20 protein-coding genes are annotated in these 18,750 nt (G+C 60.8%); 3 read left to right on the top strand and 17 right to left on the bottom strand.

The features are described 5' to 3' along the window. Nucleotides 1–71 precede the first annotated feature (71 nt). From rho to flgJ, 6 genes are all read right to left on the bottom strand, one after another. Nucleotides 72–1,328, bottom strand: coding sequence for a transcription termination factor Rho (rho, locus tag IGB42_RS14175; RefSeq protein WP_159672742.1), 1,257 nt, complete (start codon nucleotides 1,326–1,328; stop codon nucleotides 72–74). A 196-nt stretch (nucleotides 1,329–1,524) separates the two neighbouring features. Continuing rightward, nucleotides 1,525–1,851: a thioredoxin TrxA gene (trxA, locus tag IGB42_RS14170; RefSeq protein ID WP_159672740.1), complete on the bottom strand. Its 327-nt coding sequence runs from the start codon at nucleotides 1,849–1,851 to the stop codon at nucleotides 1,525–1,527. Between the two features lie 130 nt (nucleotides 1,852–1,981). Then, nucleotides 1,982–3,334, bottom strand: a complete 1,353-nt coding sequence (gene radA / locus IGB42_RS14165) for a DNA repair protein RadA (protein ID WP_159672738.1) — start codon at nucleotides 3,332–3,334, stop codon at nucleotides 1,982–1,984. Nucleotides 3,335–3,501: 167 nt separating this feature from the next. Further along, a complete protein-coding gene (flgL, locus tag IGB42_RS14160) occupies nucleotides 3,502–4,890 on the bottom strand; it encodes a flagellar hook-associated protein FlgL (protein WP_159672736.1) in 1,389 nt (462 codons plus the stop codon). A gap of 36 nt (nucleotides 4,891–4,926) precedes the next feature. Next, entirely contained in the window at nucleotides 4,927–7,110 is a 2,184-nt protein-coding gene (gene flgK, locus IGB42_RS14155) for a flagellar hook-associated protein FlgK (RefSeq protein ID WP_159672734.1), read from the bottom strand. Between the two features lie 28 nt (nucleotides 7,111–7,138). After that, nucleotides 7,139–8,092 (bottom strand): flagellar assembly peptidoglycan hydrolase FlgJ, encoded by a 954-nt coding sequence (gene flgJ / locus IGB42_RS14150; RefSeq protein WP_159672732.1) that lies wholly within the window; start codon nucleotides 8,090–8,092, stop codon nucleotides 7,139–7,141. 213 nt (nucleotides 8,093–8,305) lie between these two features. Between flgJ and IGB42_RS14145 the strand changes: the two genes are divergently transcribed. Continuing rightward, nucleotides 8,306–9,043, top strand: a complete 738-nt coding sequence (locus tag IGB42_RS14145; protein ID WP_159672730.1) for a pseudouridine synthase — start codon at nucleotides 8,306–8,308, stop codon at nucleotides 9,041–9,043. Between the two features lie 66 nt (nucleotides 9,044–9,109). Here the strand turns inward: IGB42_RS14145 and IGB42_RS14140 are convergent, their stop codons facing one another. Then, a complete protein-coding gene (locus tag IGB42_RS14140) occupies nucleotides 9,110–9,667 on the bottom strand; it encodes a fasciclin domain-containing protein (RefSeq protein WP_236822593.1) in 558 nt (185 codons plus the stop codon). A gap of 143 nt (nucleotides 9,668–9,810) precedes the next feature. On the opposite strand from IGB42_RS14140, the gene IGB42_RS14135 reads away from it, so the two are divergent. Together IGB42_RS14135 and IGB42_RS14130 are read left to right on the top strand one after the other, a co-directional pair. After that, nucleotides 9,811–10,356: a sigma-70 family RNA polymerase sigma factor gene (locus IGB42_RS14135; RefSeq protein WP_159672728.1), complete on the top strand. Its 546-nt coding sequence runs from the start codon at nucleotides 9,811–9,813 to the stop codon at nucleotides 10,354–10,356. 10 nt (nucleotides 10,357–10,366) lie between these two features. Beyond that, complete coding sequence (locus IGB42_RS14130; protein ID WP_159672726.1) at nucleotides 10,367–11,050, top strand: anti-sigma factor domain-containing protein; 684 nt, start codon at nucleotides 10,367–10,369, stop codon at nucleotides 11,048–11,050. An 89-nt stretch (nucleotides 11,051–11,139) separates the two neighbouring features. Here IGB42_RS14130 and IGB42_RS14125 read toward each other — a convergent pair whose 3' ends face one another. The 10 genes from IGB42_RS14125 to IGB42_RS14080 form a co-directional block, all read right to left on the bottom strand. Continuing rightward, nucleotides 11,140–12,231, bottom strand: coding sequence for a flagellar basal body P-ring protein FlgI (locus IGB42_RS14125; RefSeq protein WP_174764218.1), 1,092 nt, complete (start codon nucleotides 12,229–12,231; stop codon nucleotides 11,140–11,142). A 42-nt stretch (nucleotides 12,232–12,273) separates the two neighbouring features. Next, nucleotides 12,274–12,957, bottom strand: a complete 684-nt coding sequence (locus IGB42_RS14120) for a flagellar basal body L-ring protein FlgH (protein ID WP_159672722.1) — start codon at nucleotides 12,955–12,957, stop codon at nucleotides 12,274–12,276. Nucleotides 12,958–12,966: 9 nt separating this feature from the next. Then, nucleotides 12,967–13,752 carry a flagellar basal-body rod protein FlgG gene (gene flgG, locus IGB42_RS14115; RefSeq protein WP_159672720.1) on the bottom strand — a complete coding sequence of 262 codons (786 nt, stop codon included), beginning with the start codon at nucleotides 13,750–13,752 and terminating at the stop codon, nucleotides 12,967–12,969. A 20-nt stretch (nucleotides 13,753–13,772) separates the two neighbouring features. After that, entirely contained in the window at nucleotides 13,773–14,510 is a 738-nt protein-coding gene (gene flgF, locus IGB42_RS14110; protein ID WP_159672718.1) for a flagellar basal-body rod protein FlgF, read from the bottom strand. Nucleotides 14,511–14,541: 31 nt separating this feature from the next. Continuing rightward, nucleotides 14,542–15,882: a flagellar hook protein FlgE gene (gene flgE, locus IGB42_RS14105; RefSeq protein WP_159672715.1), complete on the bottom strand. Its 1,341-nt coding sequence runs from the start codon at nucleotides 15,880–15,882 to the stop codon at nucleotides 14,542–14,544. A 71-nt stretch (nucleotides 15,883–15,953) separates the two neighbouring features. Beyond that, complete coding sequence (locus IGB42_RS14100) at nucleotides 15,954–16,631, bottom strand: flagellar hook assembly protein FlgD (RefSeq protein ID WP_159672713.1); 678 nt, start codon at nucleotides 16,629–16,631, stop codon at nucleotides 15,954–15,956. A 16-nt stretch (nucleotides 16,632–16,647) separates the two neighbouring features. After that, the gene (gene flgC / locus IGB42_RS14095) at nucleotides 16,648–17,058 is read right to left on the bottom strand and encodes a flagellar basal body rod protein FlgC (protein WP_159672710.1); all 411 of its coding nucleotides are present in this window, start codon (nucleotides 17,056–17,058) and stop codon (nucleotides 16,648–16,650) included. A gap of 14 nt (nucleotides 17,059–17,072) precedes the next feature. After that, nucleotides 17,073–17,480: a flagellar basal body rod protein FlgB gene (flgB, locus tag IGB42_RS14090; RefSeq protein WP_159672708.1), complete on the bottom strand. Its 408-nt coding sequence runs from the start codon at nucleotides 17,478–17,480 to the stop codon at nucleotides 17,073–17,075. Nucleotides 17,481–17,759: 279 nt separating this feature from the next. Continuing rightward, nucleotides 17,760–18,083 carry a DUF2325 domain-containing protein gene (locus IGB42_RS14085; RefSeq protein WP_174764217.1) on the bottom strand — a complete coding sequence of 108 codons (324 nt, stop codon included), beginning with the start codon at nucleotides 18,081–18,083 and terminating at the stop codon, nucleotides 17,760–17,762. Between the two features lie 140 nt (nucleotides 18,084–18,223). Further along, nucleotides 18,224–18,750: zinc-binding dehydrogenase (locus tag IGB42_RS14080; protein ID WP_159672705.1), on the bottom strand; the 527-nt coding region annotated here is incomplete at its 5' end.

Genomic DNA, 18,750 nt, shown 5'->3' with positions numbered 1-18,750 from the left:
GCGGGCGCTTAGTCCTCAAAAACAAAACAGCCAGCGTTCATCACGCTGGCTGTTTACCCCCACCATCCACATCAACGACGCATCGAATCGAAAAAGTCGTTGTTGGTCTTGGTGGCCTTGATCTTGTCGAGCAGGAACTCCATCGCTTCCAGATCATCCATCGGGTACAGCAGCTTGCGCAGCACCCAGATCTTCTGCAGCTGTTCCTGCGGAATCAGCAATTCTTCACGGCGTGTACCTGAGCGGTTGATGTTGATCGCCGGGAACTGGCGCTTTTCCGCCATGCGGCGGTCCAGGTGCAGTTCATTGTTGCCGGTACCCTTGAACTCTTCAAAGATCACGTCGTCCATGCGGCTACCGGTATCGATCAACGCAGTAGCGATGATGGTCAGGCTACCGCCTTCCTCGATATTGCGGGCGGCGCCGAAGAAGCGCTTGGGGCGCTGCAGCGCGTTGGCATCCACACCGCCGGTCAGCACCTTGCCGGAAGCCGGCACCACGGTGTTGTAGGCACGGGCCAGGCGGGTGATCGAATCGAGCAGAATCACCACGTCCTTCTTGTGTTCGACCAGGCGCTTGGCCTTTTCGATCACCATTTCGGCAACCTGCACATGGCGGGTGGCCGGTTCGTCGAATGTCGAGCTGATCACTTCACCGCGTACCGAGCGGGTCATTTCGGTCACTTCTTCCGGGCGCTCGTCGATCAGCAGCACGATCAGCACCACGTCCGGATGATTGGCGGTGATTGCGTGCGCGATGTTCTGCAGCATCACCGTTTTACCGGTCTTGGGCGGCGCCACCAGCAGTGCGCGCTGGCCCTTGCCGATCGGCGCGATCAGGTCGATCACGCGGCCGGTGATGTTTTCCTCGGCCTTGATATCGCGTTCGAGATTCAGCCGCTTGTTCGGGAATAGCGGCGTGAGGTTTTCGAACAGGATCTTGTGTTTGGATGCTTCCGGCGCTTCGCCATTGATCTTGTCGACCTTCACCAGCGCGAAATAACGCTCGCCATCCTTGGGGGTACGGATTTCGCCCTCGATGGTATCGCCGGTATGCAGGTTGAAGCGGCGGATCTGGCTGGGGCTGACATAAATGTCATCCGGGCCGGCCAGATAGGAAATGTCCGGGCTGCGCAGGAAGCCGAAGCCATCCGGCAAGACTTCCAGGGTGCCATCGCCGAATATGGATTCGCCTTTCTTGCCATGGTTCTTCAGCAAGGCGAACAGCAAATCCTGCTTGCGCATCCGGTTGGCGCCTTCGATCTGGCTTTGCGTGGCCATTTCGAGCAGCTGGGATACGTGAAGATGTTTAAGGTCAGACAAGTGCATGGGCTGGGCTCATTGAGCTAGAGATACCGGGAAGTGGGTGCTGAATAGCGAGAGAATGAATGCTTGCGCGGGAAGAGCCCCGACACACGAGATTTTTTGTAAGGTTATAGCTGTGCCGAGACGGGTGTCAAGACACAAACGCGGCCGGGTGTACCGGCCGCGCAACACTTTGCGAAAATACCGCCAAAGCAATGGATTACAGGTTGCTGTCCAGGAATGCAGTCAGCTGCGATTTGGACAATGCGCCCACCTTGGTAGCCTTGACTTCGCCATCGGCGAACAGCATCAGGGTGGGGATGCCACGGATGCCATACTTGGGCGGCGTGCCCTGGTTTTCGTCGATATTGAGCTTGGCGATGGTCAGCTTGCCAGCGTATTCAGTGGAAATTTCGTCCAGGATCGGGGCAATCATTTTGCAAGGATTGCACCATGGCGCCCAGTAATCGACCAGCACCGGGCCTCGCGCTTGCAGGACATCGGCTTCAAAGCTGGCGTCGGTGGTGTAAACGATTTGCTCGCTCATGATGGTCTCCATTCAAAGGTAAAAATCATCGGCGCCTGCTGGTTGCGCCATGACAAAAGTAATGGCGGCATTTTATCGGCTTTCAAGCTGCAGCCGGAAAAAACAATTCAATGCACTCAATAGCTTGAAACTACAGCGCGTGGCTCACCGCTTCTTCCAGCCGATCGACGGCGGTGACAGTGATGCCTTCGATGGCCTGGCGCGGGCGGTTGGCACGGGGCACGATCGCATGGGTGAAACCCAACTTGGCCGCCTCGCGCAGCCGCTCCTGGCCTCGCTGTACCGGCCGCACTTCGCCGCTCAGGCCCACCTCGCCGAACACCACCAGTTTATGCTGCAGCGGCCGGTTACGCAGGCTGGACACGATGGCCAGCAATACCGCCAGATCGGCCGCAGGCTCGCTGATGCGCACGCCCCCCACCGCGTTGATGAAGACATCCTGATCGGACGTTGCCACCCCCGCATGACGGTGCAGCACCGCCAGCAGCAGCGCCAGCCGGTTCTGCTCCACGCCCACCGCCAGCCGCCGCGGCTGCGGTGCATGCGCATCGTCCACCAGCGCTTGCACCTCCACCAGCAAGGGGCGCGACCCCTCCTGCGTGACCAGTACGCATGAGCCTGCCACCGGCTCGGCATGCTGGCTCAGGAACAATGCAGACGGATTGGAGACCTCGCGCAGCCCCTTGTCGGTCATCGCGAACACGCCCAGCTCGTTCACCGCGCCAAAGCGGTTCTTGATGGCGCGGATCAGGCGGAAGCTCGAATGCGTATCGCCTTCGAAATACAGCACCGCATCGACGATGTGCTCCAGCACACGCGGCCCGGCCAGCGCGCCCTCCTTGGTCACGTGGCCCACCAGCAGGATGGTGGTGCCGGTGCGCTTGGCAAAGCGGGTAAGCTGCGCCGCGCACTCGCGCACCTGCGCCACGCTGCCGGGTGCGCTGTTGAGCGCCTGCGAATACAGTGTCTGGATCGAATCGATCACCGCCACCTGCGGCTGCACCTGATCCAGCGTGATGAGGATGCGCTCCAGACCGATTTCCGCCAGCAGGTTGATATCGCCAGCATCGAGCTGCAGCCGCTGCGCACGCAGCGCGATCTGCTGCGGCGATTCCTCGCCGGATACGTACAGTGTGCGGGTATGGGCGGCCATCAGGCTCAGTGCCTGCAGCAGCAAAGTCGATTTGCCGATGCCCGGATCACCGCCGATCAGCACCACGCCACCCGGCACCAAGCCACCACCCAGCACGCGGTCCAGCTCGCCGATGCCGGTTTCGGTACGCGGTATTTCCTCGGTCTTGACATCCGCCAGCCGGCGGATGGCGCCATCGGCCGCCAACGCTTCAAAGCGCGCCGGGCCCTTGCTCTCTTCCACCACCTCGACAAGCGTATTCCACTCGCCGCAGCCCGGGCACTGGCCCTGCCACTTGGGCGAAAGGCTGCCGCAAAGGCTGCAGCTGAAAACGGTCTTGGCGCGCGCCATGGCAAACTCCGGGAAACGATCAGCCAATTCTAACCGATCGCGCTGCTGCCCTGCCGCGCAGTCCTGCCGCACTGGCCGGCATGCCTGTCACGCAGAGATAAAAAAAAGCCTGCCACGAGGGCAGGCCGATATTGAGCACTGGGGACTCCAGATACATCAGATCTGCATCAGATGTATTTGAACAGGCTCAAACCCTGTACCGCGGCAAAGCTTTGCTGTGCCGCCTGCAATAGCGTCTGGTTCTGGCTGAAATCGCTGATTGCCTTGGTGTAATCAAGATCCTGCAAGCCCGACAGGGTCTTGCTGTACTGCAGGTTAAGGTCGTCGTTGGTGGCCTTGACCGAATCGATTTCGTTCATGCGCGAGCCTTGGTACGACTGACGGGTCAGCACGTTGCTGAGCGCATTGGCGAGGTTGGAAACCACGGTATTGAGCTGGTTCTGGAAGTCAGCCTGGCCGTTGCCGGTGGTATCGGTGTTGTAGTTCTTCAGCGCGCTGGAGAACGCCGCAAAGGTACTGAACATGTCGACGTTCTGGCTGGCTTGCAGCGTGAACTGGTCGCCGGTTTTCGGGGTGCCGCTCACGCTGGTCTTCACGCCAAAATCCCAGTTGGCGATGCGTGGCGTGGTTTCGCCAGCCAGTTGCTTGAACTGGATGTCGCCACCGGGTACGTAGTTGCGCGGGTACGAATTCACACCAGCCACCACCGGGCGCGGTCCGCCGCTGTAGTCGTAGCTGTCGATCATCGAGAAATTGAAGTTCGGGTTGGGCGTGGCCGTGCCCGGCAGCGTGGCCCGGTTGTCGATGATGTCGTAATGCGTGATGGTCTTGGTGCTGTCGGCTGGATCCACCGTCACGTTGAACTCGATCTTGTAATCCTGCACGTTGCCGGCGGCGGTCTTCCATTTGGTGGGGTCGACCACCTCACCGGGGCTGACGATGCCGCTGCCGGTATTGGTCGGGTTATATGCCGTCACGAAAGTGCCGTTGCCGTTCTTGACGCGCTGGAACACGTCGCTGCCCGGCTCGGAAACCGGCAGGTTGCGCGACGACGAAATCTGGATCAGCCGCTGACCATCGTCACCGTTGTAGGTAACCTGGCCGAATGCGGTTTCGGTGAATGGCTTGGTGTTGCCCTGATAGCCGGAGAACAGATAGAGGCCATTGCCGTCGGTCTGGTTGGCCAGCGCCAGCAGCTCCTGATAGCGGCCTTGCAGTTCGTTCTCGAGCGCGGCCTTGTCGGTGGCGATCTGCGTGGGGTTGCCGGCATTGATCGCCAGTTGCTGCACGTTCTGGATCAGCGTGGTGAGCTGATTCATCGTCGATTCGGATACGCGCAGCGCGGAATCCGCACTGGTGCTGTTGGTGGAGTACTGTGTGACCAGCGCATTGGTTTCGGTCACTTTCAGCGCGCGTGACGACGCGATCGGGTCATCCGACGGCGACAGCAGCTTGCGACCGCTGGAAAGCTGGTTCTGCAAGCGGGTCTGCATCGATTGCAGGTTCGACATCCCGATGGTGCCGCTGTTGTAAATGGTAACGGTAGCTACGCGCATGACAGTACTCCTTGATTCCTGCTAGTTCCGATCCGGTCAGACGATTTCTGCAATTGTCTGGAACGCCTGGTTGGCGATCTGGATCACCTTGCTTGCGGCCTGGTAGGCCTGCTGGTAACGCAACAGATTGGCAGCCTCCTCATCGAGGTTGACGCCGGACACGTTGTCGCGTGCGGCCTCCGCCTGCTGCAGGATCACCTTCTGTGCATCCAGTTGGATATTGGTCTGGTTGGTCTGGGTACCGATATTGGCCACCATGGCCGAATACGCATCCTGGTAGGTGGCAGTGCCGCCGAACATCAGCTTGCTGGTCTGCAGCGAAGCCATGGCCAGCGCGTTGCGGTTGTCCGCCGAGCCCCCGGTATTGGATTTCACATCCACCACGTCGCCGGTGGCCGGCTGGCCATCCAGCTTCATGTTCCAGCCGTTCACGCTCAGCGTCATGCCGGCGGTATAGGCGTTGCCGGTGCTGATGTTGGCACCGCTGTTCACATCGAACACGTCGAAAGTGTTGGTGGACGTGAAACGCACCTGGATCGGGTTGCGCACCGCCGGGTTGATGGCCGAATCCGTGGTATTGGTGGTCAGCAGGTCCGATGTGGGCTGGTACACCTTGAGCGTGCCGGTATTGGCCGTGCCCGGTGTTGCCGCCATCGGCGCCGCAGCGGCCACTTCGCGCGGGTCGGTCATGCGCACCGACATGCTGTGGATGAAGCCATCGGTCGGCTTGATCGTGAAGCGGTCGCCAGCGTTCATCGTGCCGCTTTCGATATTGAGGCGCATGCCATCCTGTGTGATCGGCACGGTGGCGTAGCTGGTCTTCACCCCGTCCGACAGGCGGGTGAGGATGAAATTGGTGCCGTCATAGCCCAGCTCGTAATCACTGGTCTTGAGCTGGTTCACATCGCTGATGTAGCCGCCCACCTGCGCATTGCCGGTATTGGCGTTGTTGCTGCGCACGGTGCCGATGTCCGGAGGGAACGACATGCCGGCGGTGGCGGATGCGGCGGGTGTGCCGGCGGTAAGCTGCACGGTCACCCCCAGCGCGGTGAAGCCCGCAGCCATCTGCGCCGGCGTGATCGCCTGCGACTGGTTGTCGGTCAGGCGGGTCAGCGTATAGCTGCCTGCCACGCTGTCGAAAGCCAGCGAGAAATCGCTGCTCGGAATGGTGTTGCCGGCAGCGGTAAAGTTGACGGTCGCGCCGGACAGGTTCACATCCAGCGATTTTTCGCGCTGGAAATCAAAGAAGTTCTGCCCGATGTTGTTGTACAGGTCCTGACCGGCACGCATCTGGTCGTTGATGGTTTGTGCCACCGTCAGCGCCACCTGGTTGAGGCTGTTCCTGGCAGTATCGAGGCCGTTCTTGCGGAAGTCGAACAAGCCCTGCAGCGCGCCACCGGTCAGTTGCGATTCCGGCAGGAAAATGGTGTTGCCGTTCTGCTCGTAGGCCACGGTGATGCGTTCCGGATCGGCAGGCGACTGCACGGCCGCCAGCGTGAACTGGGTACCGCCCACCACCAGGTTCTGGCCGTTGCCGATGAACACGTTCACCGAGCCATCGGTCTGGCTCACGGTGGACGCCTTCACATACTTGTTCAGCTCCTTGATCAGCGCATCACGCTGGTCGAGCAGATCATTGGGCGGCTGGCCGATGCCATTGACCGAGGAAATCTCCTTGTTCAGGTTGGCGATTTCCTTGGACAGCGAATTGATGGTCGACACCGTGTTGGTGATTTCGCCATTGGTCTGGTCGCGCATTTCATTCAGGCGCTTGTCGAAGGTCTGCAGACGGTTCAGCAACGATTGACCGCTGCTGATCAGCGCCTGGCGCGAGGCGGTATCGGCCGGGTTGGTGGCTACGTCCTGCACCGCTTTGAAGAAATCCTGCAGCGCGGGCGACACACCGGCTTCCGGGTCGGCAATGATGTCGTCCACTTCGGACAGGTGCGAGCTCAGCGTATCCAAGTAGCTGTTCTGCGTTTGCGCAGTCTGCACGGAACGGGTGAGGAATTCGTCGTACACGCGGCGGATGCTGTCCACCTTGACGCCCAGGCCGGTAAAACCGCTGCCCGAGAGCAACGGGTACGGCGCGCTCTGCTGGATGATCTGGCGCGAATACCCGGGGGTGTTGACGTTGGAAATGTTGTGCCCGGTTACGGTCAGACCGATGTTGGCCGCATTCAGGCCGCTGACGCCGATACCAAATACGCTGGAACCCATGATGTCACTCCACTCTTAATCGCCGGCGTTAGCCGATGTTGCTCGTAGCGTTGCCATAAAGACGGGCAACACGATCCGCCACGCGGGCGAGTTTGCTGGCATAGGCCGGGTCAGTGGCGTAGCCGTTCTGCTGCAAAGCCTGGCCGAAGCCGGCTGCATCGCTGCCTTGCCCCACTGCGTCGCTGAAGCGGCGCTTGATCAGCTGGGCGTAGTCTGCGAATGCGTCCTTGTACGAGTCGTAGGCGCGGAATTTCTCCACCCGCTTCTGTGGTGCGCCATTGACGTATTCGGTGGTGGTGATATCCACCGTCTTGCCGGTCCAGCTGCTGCCGGCCTTGATGCCGAACAGGTTGTGGCTGTCCGCACCTGCGGCGTCCTTGATCGGCTTCTTGCCCCAGCCGGTTTCCAGCGCCGCGTGAGCGGCCAGTACCTGCGACGACACCCCCAGCGCATCGGCCACCGAGGTGGCGGCATCGAGCACCTGCGACATGAAGCCGCTGCCACTGTTGCCAGCAGCACTGCTTGCCGCCGTGGTGGTGGAAGCGGCATCTTTTGCCGCTGCCGACGCGATCTTGCCGGTGAAGGTTGTTACTTTTTCATTCACTGCATCGAGGCCATCCCAGCCCAGCGGCACGCTGCGTTGCGGCTGCTTGAGCAAGCTGGGGTCACGCTGGATCTGGATCTGGCGCAGAATGCTGTCAGCAAGGCCGATGCCACCGTTTTGCGACCACGCCATGGCCAGTTGCTGATCCTGCATGCCGCGGAACATCTTGGTTGCAGACGAATCGAGCTCGTCGGCTGCCGGCGAGGCCGCACGCATGCTGGAGAGCATCTGTTGCATCAACAGGCTTTCAAACTGCTGCGCTGCAGCCTTGGCAGCCTTCTCTGGCGACTCCTTGTTCAGCAGGCGCAGGCCGTCAACAGCCCGTACATCGATGGCGAGGCTATTGCGTAAAGTGTCGGCGTTGGTCTGGCTGATCATGGCGGCAATCCGTTTCGGTTACCGGGGTAATGAGCAATTGCCATGCCAAGCACATCGCCACGGGAAAAATCAGTACAGGGGCATATTGTGCAGCCGTTTCAGGCCCTTCCGCCGGCCTGCCGCTACCGGTACTCGGCCGATTGCATGCATCAAATCTGCGGGGGCGGTGTGGCGCGCGTACAATACGTTTTTGCCTGACTGCATTTGAGCGCCATGACCGACAACCGCATCCGCCTTTCCAAACGCATGACCGAACTCGGCCTGTGCTCGCGCCGCGAGGCGGACGAGTTCATCGAGCTGGGCTGGGTGAAGGTCGACGGCAAGGTGGTCGATGTACTGGGCAGCCGCGTAGGTCCGGAGCAGACCGTTACACTGGAACGGCTGGGCCAGCAGGTGCAGGCCGAGCGCGTGACCATCATCGTGAACAAGCCGGTGGATGTGGTATCCGACGCGCCGCCGGCACGCAAGAACGCGGCGATCAACCTGATCGCGCCGGAGCGCCACTACGCGGAAGACCCGTCACAGGTCACCTTCCTGAAAAAGCACCTGAATCACCTGGCGCCGGTAGGCCGGCTCGATACCGAAGCCTCCGGCCTGCTGGTGTTCTCGCAGGATGGCCGCGTGGCCAAGAAGCTGATCGGTGAAGAAGCCGAGTTCGAGCAGGAATACCTGGTGTGGGTGGAAAGCAAGATCGAGGAATCGGTATTGCGCGAGCTTGGCAAGATCACCATGTGGGGCGACGATCAGCTGCGCCCGTTCAAAGTCAACCAGCAAAGCAACAAGCAATTGCGTTTCATCCTGCGCGAAAGCCGCGCCGGCATGATCGGCGCACTATGCGAACACGTGGAGCTGGAAGTGAGCAGCATCCGCCGCGTGCGTATCGGCCGTATCGGCTTGGGCGATCTGCCGATCGGCCAGTGGCGCTACCTGGGCGCCAACGAGCGCTTCTGATTGCACTGGCTGCCACAAGGCAAAACCGGGCCAGCGCCCGGTTTTTTCATGTGTGCGGGCCCGATCTTACTTGGGTAGCAGCACGGTATCGACCACGTGGATCACGCCATTGGACTGGAACACATCGTAGGTAGAGATATTGGCGATATCGCCCTTCTCATCCTTCAGCACCACATTCATCGGGCCGTTCTGCATCGCCCACAGCGTGCCGCCGCTGACGGTCTTGATTTCCGCCTTGCCGCCGCCCTTTTTGATCAGCGCCATGATATCGGCTGCAGACCATTTGCCCGCTACCACGTGATACGTCAGCACCTTGGTCAGCGCGGCCTTGTTCTCGGCCTTGAGCAGCGTATCCACGGTACCGGCCGGCAGCCTGGCAAACGCGGCGTTGGTCGGCGCGAACACGGTAAACGGGCCCTTGCCCTTCAGGGTATCGACAAGGCCGGCCGCTTTCACCGCAGCAACCAGCGTGGTGTGATCGGCAGAGTTCACCGCGTTGTCCACGATGTCCCTGGCCGGGAACATGCTTTGCCCGCCTACCATCACGGTATCGTCCGCGATGGCAACACTGGCGGTCAATGCGCTGGCAATCAGCAATGCGGTCATCAGTTTTATCATGGCCATACCTCACTCGGGTTATGCGGCAAACAGGGGGTTGCGGCAGATGCCCGATGTACGTGTGCCACGGCAGCAATGGATGCAATAGTTGGCAAAAAAAACTGCAGGCCAGCTATAGTCTGGCGCTGACCGATCCGGACTCCCCACCGATGACCGCACCCGATACGCTGGCCACCTTGCTGCACCGCTGTGCTGGCCGTGACGAAAAAGCGCTGGCAGAGCTGTACCGGCTGACGGCGCCGAAACTGTTTGGCGTTGCGCTGCGTATATTGCGCAGGAGCGACTGGGCTGAAGAGGTGCTGCAGGAGTGCTACGTGAACGTCTGGCAGCATGCGGCCAGCTACAGCATGGACAAGAGTGCACCGCAAACCTGGCTGACGCGCATCGTGCGCAATCGCTGCCTGGACTGGCTGCGCCGGCCTGATCATGAAGTGGCTGACATCGATGATGCCATCGTCGAAAACTGGGCCGACGAAGCCCCCGGCCCGCTGGCCCGCCTGCTCAGCAGCGACGACAGCCGCCGCATTGCCGGCTGCATGCAGGGACTGGAGGCCGCGCACCGGCAGGTGATTGCGCTGGCGTATTTCGATGGCATGAGCCACGGCGAGCTGGCAACGCACATGACGTTGCCGCTAGGTACGGTGAAGAGCTGGATCAGACGCGGTCTGGAAAAACTGCGGCTGTGTCTGGGCTGAGGAAAACAACATGAATTATCGCAAACCGGAACTGCAGGAAAGACTCGCCGCAGCCTATGCACTGGGCACCTTGCGCGGCCGCGCGCGCCAGCGCTTCGAGAGGCTGATGGTGGCCGATGCCGCGCTGCGCCGCACGGTAGCGGAATGGGAAGCACGCTTGGCGCCGCTGAACGAAGCGGTGGAACCGGTGCAACCGCCGCGCAGCATCTGGCGGCGCATCTCGGCGCAGGTGCGCGCAATGCGCCCGGCCCCGTCGCCTTGGAGCTGGCACGGGCTGGCACTGTGGCGCGCGCTGGCCGGCGGCATGGCCACCGCGGCGCTGGTGCTGGTGGCCGTGAATGTGCAGCTCGCCAACCGCCCACCGGAGGTGCAATACGTGGCGGTGCTGCAGGACAAATCGTCACAGGTGGCCATGGTGGTCAGCGCAGTGGATGTCACCGGCAAGCTTCGCGTGCTGCCGGTAAGCAGCACCACGCCAAGCGATCGTGATCTGGAACTGTGGGCACTACCGGAAGGCGGCAAGCCGCAATCACTGGGCGTGGTGGGCAGCACTGCGAAAACTGAACTGACCGCAACCGCGCAGCGCATCGCCAATGTGCCGGCGCTGGCCATCAGCCTGGAGCCCAAAGGCGGCTCACGGACCGGTCAGCCCACCGGGCCGGTGCTGTACTCGGGCAAGCTGCTGGCGATGTAGCGCTGGCTATAGCCGGCAAAAAAGGCGACCCGCGGGTCGCCTTTTCTGTTTGACGGGCTGCATGCCGCAGCAGCGTAGACAAGCAACGATCAGATGATCTCCAGCTCTGCCTTCAGCGCTCCGGCCGATTTCATGGCCTGCAAGATCGCCAGCAAATCCTGCGGGGTGGCGCCCACCGCGTTCAGCGCGCGCACCACGTCCCGCAGGTTGGATGCCTTGGGCAGCCTGGCTATCGGCCCCTTGTCGGCAGCGATCTGGATATCGGCATTCTGCACTGGCGCCGTCCGGCCGTTGGCCAGCGCATTGGGCTGCGCTACCTGGTTGTTGGCATTGATGGTGATGGTAAGGTTGCCATGCGAAATGGCGCACGAATCGAGCTCGACAGCCTGGTTCATCACGATGGAACCGGTGCGCGCATTGATGATCACCTTGGGCGATGCAGTGGCCGGCGTCACGTCGATGCCTTCCAGCCGGGCGATGAAGGTCACGCGCATGTTCGGGTCTTGTGGCGCACGCACCTGCACCACGCGGCCATCGAGCGCCGCAGCAACCGGACCGAATACCCCGTTGATGGCATTGACCACGCGGCTGGCAGTGGTGAAATCGGTCTGCAGCAGCTCCAGCTGCACGAATTCGCTGTTGTTCATGCCATTGGGTACGGCTTTTTCCACTGTGGCGCCATTGGGGATGCGGCCGGTAGCCAGTTGGTTGACCTGCACGCTGGAACCTGCGGCGGAAGCGCCGGCGCCCGCCACCACCATATTGCCCTGCGCCATTGCGTAGATCTGGTTATCCGCGCCCTTGAGCGGGGCCAGGATCAGCGTACCGCCACGTAGCGACTTGGCATTGCCGATCGACGAAACGGTCACGTCGATCAACTGGCCCGGCCGTGCAAACGCCGGCAAGGTGGCGGTCACGGTGACTGCGGCCACGTTCTTGAGCTGCAAGTTATTGGCATTGGGTACCTGGATGCCCACGTTGCCCAGCAGGTTGACGATGGACTGCACGGTGAATGGCGTTTGCGTGGTCTGGTCACCACTGCCATCAAGGCCGACCACCAAGCCATAGCCCACCAGCTGGTTGGGCCGCACGCCGGATACATTGGCCAGCTCGCGCAATTTTTCGGCATGCGTGGCAGAGGCGGCGCCCAGACAGATCAACAGGGCCAACAAATAACGCATTGGAAGACTCCGCGCGGCCTGCAACAACAGGTCACGCATGATTCAGAACGGCAGCACGTTCAGGAAAAAACGCTGCATCCAGCCCATGGTAGTGGCATCGGCAATGGCGCCCACGCCTGTCTGCTCGATGCGTGCATCCGCCACCTTGGTGGAGGAAATCACGTTGCCGGCCTTGATATCGTTCGGGTTGATCACGCCGGTGAAGCGCAGCATGTTCACCTGGTTGTTGACGGCGATCTGCTTGTCACCACCCACCACCAGATTACCGTTGGCGAGCCTGTCCACCACGGTCACCGTGATGCTGCCCCTGAAGGTATTGGTGTTGTTGGTGGCACCGGTGCCTTTCATGTCATTGTTGCCGCTGAAGCCCACGCTGGCATCACTGGTCGTGATGAACTTTTCCAGCTGCTTGGGAATGATGGGCAAATTGCCGGTGGTCTGGTAAGCGAGGCTGCCGGTGCGGTTGGCCGCGTTGTCGCTCTTGTTGCTGGCGGCCAGCGTTTCCTCGATGGTGATGGTCAGGATATCGCCAATGAACTTGGCCGTGCGTTCTTCGAACAGCAAGCGTGCCGAATTGGCCTGGTAGATCGCGCCGGGGTTTTCATTGCTGACGAGCTGCGGTTGCGGTTTGGCCGTGATGGGGCCAGTCACCACGCTGGGCGGGTTGGCACACGCAGCCAGCAGCGAGATCAGCGAAATGGAGACAGCAATACGCAGGCAGTTCATGGCTTCAGCTCACAGTTGCGTCAGTTTCTGCAGCATCTGGTCGGATGCCTGGATGGAACGCGAATTGATTTCAAACGCGCGTTGCGCCTGGATCATGTTGATCAACTCCTCAGTCACATTGACGTTGGAAGTTTCAACGTAACCCTGGTTGATCGCCCCCAGGCCGTTGGTCCCCGGGGTGCCGACGGTAGGCGCGCCCGACGCAGCGGTTTCCAGGTACATGTTCTCGCCGATCGACTGCAGACCGGGCGGGTTGATGAAGGTGGCCAGCTGGATGGCGCCAAGTTGTACCGGCGCCGCCGCATCGCTGTTGAGGATGGCACTGACCGTGCCATCCTTGCCCACCGTCACCTTGGTGGTACCGGCCGGCACCTGCAGCGCCGGTTGCAGCGCATAGCCGCTGCTGGTCACCACATTGCCCTGACTATCCACCTGGAACGAGCCATCGCGGGTGTAGGAGGTGGTGCCATCCGGCAGGGCAATCTGGAAGAAGCCCTCGCCATTCACTGCCATATCCAGCGAACCATCGGTCAACTGCAGGTTGCCCTGCAGATGGATGCGCGAAGTGGCCACCGTGCGCACGCCGGTACCCAGCTGCAGGCCGGTCGGCATCTGGGTGGTCTGGCTGGTGGCGCCGCCGGGCTGGCGCAGGTTCTGGTACAGCAGGTCTTCGAAGACCGGGCGTTCACGCTTGTAGCCATTGGTACTGACGTTGGCGAGGTTGTGCGAGATGACGTCGATGTTCGTCTGCATCGCGTCCATGCCGGTCTTGGCAATCCACAAGGAGCGCATCATGGCGTCGCTTCCCTACTCAATCAGTTGAAAGTCATCAGCTGCGCAGCCGAGCGGGCGTTCTGATCCGCAGTCTGCAGCAGTTTGATCTGGAAGTCGTATTGGCGCTGGGCAGAAACCATGGTCACCAATTGATCGACGGTATTCACATTGCTGGTTTCCAGCATGCCGCCAGCCAGCTTCACATCGGTGGCCACCGGTGCCGGGTCGCCGCTTTTCAGGCGGAACAGGCCGTCGTAACCTTTCTCGACATTCTGCGCTGCCGGATTCACCAGCTTGAGCCGGCCGATCTCGACCGATTGCGAGGGATTGGAAAGGTCGGTGCCGGTGACGGTGCCATCCTGGGAAATCGAGATGCGATTGTTTTCCGGGATGGTGAGCGGGCCGTTCTCGCCCTGCACCACCAAGCCGTTGCGGGTTTTCAACAAGCCCGTTGCATCGATCTCGAAACCCCCATTGCGGGTATACGCTTCGCCGGTCGGGGTTTGTACCGTCAGCCAGCCATCGCCATTCACTGCCACATCCAGATCGCGGCCGGTTGCCTGCAGGATGCCAGGCGACAGGTCGGAACCGGTGCTTTGCTCTACCACGAAGGCGCGCGTCGGCATGCCGCTGCCGCCCAGTGCCGGCACCGCGCGGAACGCGGCCAGCTCGGCACGGAAGCCTGGCGTGGCGGCATTGGCCAGATTGTTGGCCACTGTCGCTTCGCGCAGCATCGTGTGTTTGGCGCCGCTCATGGCGGTGTATATCAAGCGATCCATCAGTTTTTATCCGCTTTGCCGGTCGTTTCGATCAACGCAGGCTGACCAGGGTCTGCAGGATCTGATCCTGCGCCTTGATAGTCTGCGCGTTGGCTTGGTAGTTGCGCTGCGCAGTGATCAGGTTCACCAGCTCCGCCGTCAGGTCGACGTTGGAATCTTCCAGCGATGCCGACTGCAGCGAGCCAAGATCGGACGTGCCCGGATCGCCCACGCGCGGCTCACCGGATGCATAGCTCTGCGCCCAGCGGTTGTCGCCCAGCGGTTGCAGGCCCTGGTTATTGGGGAAATTGGCCAGCACCAGTTGGCCGACTGTCTTGGTCTGGCCATTGGAATAGTTACCCTGGATGGTGCCGTCCTTGGCAATCGACAGGCCGGTCAGGCGGCCGTCGGCGTAACCGTCCTGGTTGATCGAGTTCACGCCGAAGTCGCTGCCGAACTGCGTGGACTTGGCGAAGTTCACATTGAAAGTGAACGGGCTGGTGGCCCCGTTGGGTGCAACCAGCGTGGTTGAATAGTTGAATGTGGCAACCGCATCGGCCGGTGCAGCCGGTGTGCTGGTAGCGGACAGCAGCTTGCCGTTGCCGTCGAAGTACAGGTAACCCTGCGTCGGCGTGGCGTTCGGTGCAGTGCCCAGTGTCTGGGTCGGGTCGGCCGGCACCGGTGCGGCGCCGTCAAAGCTGGTCTGCAGCTCCCACTTGTTGGTATCGACCTTGGTGAAGTAATAGGTCAGCGAATGCGATACGCCTTGCGCGTCGTATACGGTGGCCGAGGTGGAATGGGTATAGGTGGTCGGGTCCGTGATCGACAGCGGGCCCACGCCGGTGGGCGGCGCAGTGCGATCGAGAATCGGCTTGGCAGCGTCGACGTTGATCACCATCTGGATACCGGCATTGCTGCTACCGGAACCGCCGGTGGCGCGTGCACCGATATTGCCGACGGTCAGCTGCAACGGCTTCGGAATACCCCCCTTGATTAGCAAACCGCTATTGGGATCAGTGGTCCAGCCAGTCAGGTACTGACCGTTGTTGTTGATATAGCCTTCGCGGTCGACCTGGAACTGGCCGTTACGGGTGTACGAAATGTTGCCGGCCTTGTCTTCCACGCGGTAGAAGCCGTTGCCGACGATGGCCACATCCAGTGCATTGTTGGTGGTGCTGATATTGCCCTGCGAGAACTGTTGCGCAATGTTGGACACCCGCACGCCGATACCGGCGATGGTGCTGGAGCTGGCAAAGCTGGAGGCATAGATATCGGCAAACTCGGCGCGCGAATTCTTGAAACCGACGGTGCTGGAGTTCGCGATGTTGTTGCCGATGACATCGAGATTCTTCGATGAGGCGTTCAGGCCGCTCAAACCTTGCTGGAAACCCATTTTTGCCTCCCGGGGCAATTATTGCCGGCTATGCCGGCCAGATCTGGCGCCTTGCGACGCCGCAGATCCGGTTACTTGACTTGCGTGATCTTGCTGAAATCGACCTTTTCGCCCGATGCCAGCAACACCTTGGGGCCGCTGGCATCAAACATCACACTGGTCGCCTGTTGCCAGGTCTTGGTATCCAAAGCAACAACCTTGCCATCTGCATCGGCGCCTGCGGCGGTGATCATGTAGGAGCCCTTGGGCATCTGCACGCCATCACCGTTCTTGCCGTCCCAGGTCAACGGCAGCTCGCCCTTGCCGCTCACCGTCATCTGGATCTGGTCGACCAGCTCGCCGGTGCTGGAGGTGATGCGCACCTGCACGGTATTCACGCCGGCAGGCACGGTAACAAAGCCGCCTTGCGCATCGCCGCTGCCGCTGTATTCCATCACCTTGCCGTCGGCCAGCACCTGTTTGCCGATCAGGCTGGCGGCCTGCATGCTTTGCGTGGTGCCATAGGCGGACAGCAGGCTGGCCATGGTGGTATTGAGTTTTTCGATGCCGGTCACGGTATTCACCTGCGCCATCTGGCTGGTGAACTGCGCGTTGTCCATCGGGTTCATCGGGTCTTGGCTTTGCAGCTGCTTGACCAGCAGCTTCATGAAGCGGTCGCCCTGCTCCTCGGTTGCACTCTTGCTGGTGGTGGCCTTTGCATTCAGTGCCGAGTAGTCAAAACTGCTGCCGACGCCATTGGTTGTTGCCATGGTGGAGCCTCCTCAATCAAGCCTGACCGAGCTGCAGGGTACGCAACAGCAGGGTCTTGGCGGTGTTCATCACATCCACGTTGGTCTGGTAGGACCGCGATGCGGAAATCATGTTCGTCATTTCTTCAACCGGGTTGACGTTCGGCATGGCGATATAGCCATTGCCGTCGGCCAGCGGGTTTTTCGGGTCATATACCAGCTTGGGCGGCGCCTGGTCTTCATAGACGCGGGCCACTTTCACGCCCACTGCGCGCGGGTCATTTGCCATCGGCGTGGCTTCGAAAACCACCTGCTTGGCGCGGTAGGGCTGGCCGTTGGAGCTGGTGACCGATTCGGCGTTGGCCATATTGCTGGCCACCACGTTCAGCCGCATCGATTGCGCCTTCATGGCACTGGAAGCGATATCGAAAACCTTGAATAGCGACATGGATCAGTCCTCGCTTACTGGCCGGTCAACGCGGTTTTCATGCTCTCGATACGACGAGTCATGAAGGTGAGCGCTGCCTGGTAGCGGATGGTGTTATCGGAAAAAGCCTGCATTTCGCTATCCATCTCGACCGTATTGCCGTCGATGGAAGACTGGTTGGGATTGCGGTACAGCAACTCCGGCGCAAACGGATCGACCATGCTGCTTTTCGGTTGCAGGTGGCGCGGATCGGTAGCGGCAATGGCCGGGGCCTGTTGCCTGCCGGTTGCCGCCTTGAATGCAACGGCAAAATCGAAGTCACGCGCCTTGTAGCTGGGAGTATCGGCATTGGCGATATTGGCGGACAACACTTCCTGGCGCGCCGAGCGCAGCTTGAGTGCGGCTTCCTGCGAGCTGAAGTAGCTGTTCAATTGTCCGATCATGGTGTTGCTCCGTTTTTGCTTTTCCAACTGTTGGCATCAGGGAAAGCATGAAACGTGCCATACAATCAGGCAGAAAACGGGCATAAAAAAAGCCCGGCGATCGGCCGGGCCTGAATGCGTGAAGGACTAAAAAACCATTGCTTAAACAGTGTGTTACCGTCAATCCAGCGCCACAGCAACACAGCACGCTCACCCTCTTACCGGCTGGCGCAGCGCAGCTGCCAATACGCTGGCAGACAGGCCGGCGGCAAGCATTGCCGGCCCGCTCCGGAATGCGGATCAGTGCAGCTTGCGATTGGGGCAGGTATCGCAAACCTTCTGGCACGACATTTTTTCCAGCGACTGCGACAGCGAACAGACCGAGCGCCGGCAGGCCACGAAGCGGATGTTCTGCTCGTTGGCAAATTCGCGGTAGTGGCGCATCACGTTGTGGCCCAGGAAATCCGTGAACAGGATGATGAGATCAACCCCTGCCAGGCTCTTGGGTTTGCGCTGGTGGGCAGCATGGCGGCCGGACACATGCTGGTGGATGCTGATGCCATATTGGGTCAGCAGATCCGGAATATTGCCGAGTACATCGGCACCGACTAGATATGCATTCACGACAAGTCTCCTATCAGGCCCACCGTTGTGGACTTCGTTGGAAAGCATTACATCACAAATGATAATCATTATCAAATGATTCGCAAGCACTTGTCTTTGCTGCAATTTGCGAGATTCCATGCACTGGAATCGGGCGTCAATCAGCCGCTTGGCATGGCTCCGATATCCAGCACCACCTTGCCGATATTGTGGCTGGCGCGCAGGTAATCGTGCGCGGCCTGGGCATCGGCCAGCGCAAAGGTACAGTCCAGATGGATGGCCAGTTTTCCGGCCAGCAAGGCCGGCAATATCTCGCTGCGCAACGCATGCGCCAGCGCTGCCTTCACCGCCAGTGCTTGCGGCCGCAAGGTGGAACCACGGATCTGCTGGCGCTTTACCAGCATCAGCCCCAAGTTGATTTCTGCCTTGCTGCCGTTCAGCAGGCCGATCAGGATCATGCGGCCATCGGCATTCAGGCATTGCTGGTTGCGCGGCAGATAGTCGCCACCCACCCCGTCCAGGATGAAGTCAGCGCCGCCAGCGGCCTTCACTGCGGCAGCAAAGTCCTGCTCGTGGTAGTTGATCACCAGCGCGGCGCCCAGCTGCCGGCAGAAATCGGCCTTGGCTGCACTGCCCACCGTGGCGGCCACCCGCGCGCCCAGATGATGGGCCAGCTGGATAGCCACCG

Source organism: Andreprevotia sp. IGB-42 (genome assembly GCF_009848685.1).
Classification (GTDB): Bacteria; Pseudomonadota; Gammaproteobacteria; order Burkholderiales; family Chitinibacteraceae; genus Andreprevotia.
The sequence above is the reverse complement of the archived record's forward strand: the minus strand, read 5'-3'. Positions and strand labels throughout refer to the sequence as shown.